The sequence below is a fragment of the Acetomicrobium mobile genome (assembly GCF_937920065.1).
Genome location: NZ_CALETC010000147.1, coordinates 1 through 2,982, shown reverse-complemented (window position 1 = coordinate 2,982; position 2,982 = coordinate 1). Strand labels below are relative to the sequence as shown.

4 protein-coding genes and 1 pseudogene are annotated in these 2,982 nt (G+C 47.3%); 3 read left to right on the top strand and 2 right to left on the bottom strand.

The features are described from left to right. A pseudogene (locus tag Q7P41_RS05680) lies at positions 1 to 251 on the top strand (radical SAM protein); the annotation flags it as partial. Positions 252 to 265: 14 nt separating this feature from the next. On the opposite strand, the gene Q7P41_RS05675 reads toward Q7P41_RS05680, so the two are convergent. Continuing rightward, complete coding sequence (locus tag Q7P41_RS05675; RefSeq protein WP_303882819.1) at positions 266 to 1,597, bottom strand: SH3 domain-containing C40 family peptidase; 1,332 nt, start codon at positions 1,595 to 1,597, stop codon at positions 266 to 268. A 96-nt stretch (positions 1,598 to 1,693) separates the two neighbouring features. Next, the gene (locus Q7P41_RS05670) at positions 1,694 to 2,053 is read right to left on the bottom strand and encodes a hypothetical protein (protein ID WP_303882818.1); all 360 of its coding nucleotides are present in this window, start codon (positions 2,051 to 2,053) and stop codon (positions 1,694 to 1,696) included. A gap of 76 nt (positions 2,054 to 2,129) precedes the next feature. Here Q7P41_RS05670 and dctP (Q7P41_RS05665) point away from each other — a divergent pair, with 76 nt between their 5' ends. Beyond that, the gene (dctP, locus tag Q7P41_RS05665; RefSeq protein WP_303882817.1) at positions 2,130 to 2,657 is read left to right on the top strand and encodes a TRAP transporter substrate-binding protein DctP; all 528 of its coding nucleotides are present in this window, start codon (positions 2,130 to 2,132) and stop codon (positions 2,655 to 2,657) included. Between the two features lie 10 nt (positions 2,658 to 2,667). Continuing rightward, the coding region (dctP, locus tag Q7P41_RS05660) for a TRAP transporter substrate-binding protein DctP (RefSeq protein ID WP_303882816.1) at positions 2,668 to 2,982 on the top strand (315 nt) is incomplete at its 3' end.

The window sequence follows — 2,982 nt, the reverse complement described above, 5'->3', positions numbered from 1 at the left end:
TCGCCGTTAAAGGGCTCTTAGTGAGGCACCTGGTACTTCCAAACAACCTTGCCGGCACGGAAAAGGTGATGGAATTTTTGGCCACAGAAATTTCTACCGAAACCTTCGTAAACATAATGGACCAATACCGCCCTTTATACAAGGCTAAGCAGTATCCTGAGCTTTCGAGGTCTGCCAATCGCGCTGAGTTTCAAAGGGCAGTGGAGATAGCGCGAAAACATGGTATTCATCTATGGGAGGCCCTGGGATAGGCTTGGAAATTGTTTTACAGTAGATTTGTCATCGCCGTTACCGTATTTATCAGCAAGCCTTCCCGATCTATGCAGGGCAAATCCTTACCGATGTCCAAGGTGCTCAATATGGATTGGCCTATGACGTAACGGCCCTCCTTGCCTTTGACGTGTGTCTTAAGGCCCCAAAGGTTGTGAAAAACTACGGCCTTTCCCCTGTAAGTGCCGACATAAAGCATGATGTGCCCTGGTTTGTAAATTAGGCTCCCGAAGGGAATGCCCTGCTTAATTATTGTTTTTTCTTTTTGATCGAAAGTTAAGCCTTCAAGGGAAATCGGCTTTGCGCTTCTTGCCTGTGCTTTAGAATTTCTTGGAAGCCATATGCCAAAAATCAAAAGTAAATCTCTCGTAGCTGCAGAACAGTCCCTTTTTCCGTATAACCCTCCCCAACCATAAGTCTCACCAATCATCTCGTCTATCATCCTGGCAGCGTTCCATTGATTGAATTCTACAGGCCATTTCTTCACCTTCTCCTTCGAAAGGCGAACCAAGCCGAAGGTCGCAAAACCGGCATCGTCCTTTCCGGTCGGCACCAGAAGTTCCATCTCATAGAGCAATTCCTTATTTAAAGGCAGAAGAGTACCCATTTTGGCATTAAAGAGAAAACGACTGTCTTTACTTACAGCCGTATCGTCCTTTACTACCGCCGAAAGCGGCAAGGAGGCGTACCTTTTCATCAAGTCTTCGTTAATGTAGGCTACCTTTCTGGAATCTATCCACCCGGCTGCAAAGGAGGTCTCCACGTAAGCCCACGTACGATCCCGAGCTAAATGGGAAATTCGTATCGGCTCCCCTGGGTTCACCCAGGAAACTTGACCGTAATCGAAGGGATATCCCTCCCCCGGAAGATTTGGAGATAAAAAGATGGGTTCAAAAGTAGGAAAGGCCCTAAGCGCTCCTTCGGCTATGACTATGCCAGGCATGTCCAAACTTCGAAAAGCCTCGACATTCGCCCTGGCGTAAATATCGTCAAACCAATTTTTCTGCCTGGGCCTTTCATTTTCTCCGTAAACCCGCCCCGGCAAGTAAACGCCAAAGGGCCACAATAAATCGTCTTTTGAATGCCTAAAATTTCCGTTCCAGGGGAGAAAAAAACGATCTCTAGCGACAGATGCCCCTTTGGCCTGCTCTTGTGCCGTTAATAGGGGCTTGTCAAAGTCGCCCCTCAGATAGTAAAAGGGATTCTGCGGGACCTTTGGCGATAATTCCCCGAATGCAGTGCCCTCCAAAGGGAAAACGCACAAAAGCAAAAGCATGATCCCAAAAAATATCTCTTTAAATGCCTTAGTAAGCCTGAAAGGGGACAACAAATAACCTCCCAATATCAAAAATAATATATCGATCTAACAAAGCGCAATGCTAAATCCGCCGTTCGTTAAAAAACCGCCGGCACGACCGCTTTACTATAGCTTTTCTGCCTCGCTTAAAACCTCGCTTTTAAAATCCCTTACTTTTCCGTATAAGAAAATCCCCGTTCCTACTGCGGCACAAATAAGCATCAACTGCCACGTCTGGATGATCATCTTATAGCTAAAGGCTATCATACAACAAATAGAGAACAACCCGCTGCCTAAGACCAAAAACTTTCCCGGTCTAAAAATAGCACTCTCGTAGAACTTTTTATTAACGAAGGGAAGGGCTATAAGGGCTATGCCATGAACAATGTAAACTATAAATATAAATTGCAGGGTAACGGCAAGAATGTAGTCCAACGTCTTTGTCAAGATAAGAGCAAGGGCGACCAATGTACTTTTGGCTCGCATTGACCGGCATTGCATAAATTCATTATAATGATTTCAACTTTTATTGAGTCATAAATAGATTAGGAGAGTGATGAGAATGAGGCGCGCAGTTATCGGTTTGCTTATCATGGCCTTTATATTGGCATTGTCGGGGTCTGCACTGGCAAAGACGCTGACGATCAAGATGTCTTACAACGGCCCGCCCGACGAGGTAAATAACGCCGTCCACTATTACGCAGTCAACTTCAAAAAGCTCGTAGAGGACAAGCTTGGGGGCAAGATCAAGATCGAGCTTTACCCCGACAGCCAGCTGGGCACTGAAGAGGAACGCATGCAGCTTTTGACAAAGAGCGGGCTTAACCAGCCCATCATAAACGTTGCGTCATATGCCGGCATGGCTCCCGTATTGCCTGAAGCTTACGCAGCATCGATTCCCTTCATGTTCGACAGCTACAAGGCGGCCCACCGATTCTTCGACTCCGGCAGATATTGGTCAAAGGTAAAAGAGGAGTTCAAAAAACGCACTGGCGCCGTCCTACTTGAGGCAGTGGAAGAAGGAGGATTTCTTGCCTTTACCAACTCAAAGCGCGAGATAAAAGGCCCCGACGACTTCAGGGGGGCTTAAGTTCAGGGCAATGGACGAAGGCCAAGTGACGCTTTACAAGGCCTTTGGCGCAAGCGGCATACCCATCCCCTGGACGGAGCTGTACATGGCCTTGAAAACAGGCATAGTCGACGGCCAGATGAACCCCGCCACCTACATCATCATAGGAAGCCTTTACGAGGTGCAAAAATACATGACCTTGGCCAACATTCAATATTCAGACCAATTTTTGGTGGTAAACGGCGATCTTTTTGACGGACTGCCCGAAGCCGACCAAAAGGCGATAGCCGAAGCAGCCCATAAGGCCAACGTGATGACCAGACAAATGGTCGAGTCCCAAGACGCT

Coding starts and splice junctions, on each gene's coding strand:
- Q7P41_RS05670 (WP_303882818.1), bottom strand. CDS start 2,053: ATGCGAGCCAAAAGTACATTGGTCGCCCTTGCTCTTATCTTGACAAAG.
- dctP (WP_303882817.1), top strand. CDS start 2,130: ATGAGGCGCGCAGTTATCGGTTTGCTTATCATGGCCTTTATATTGGCA.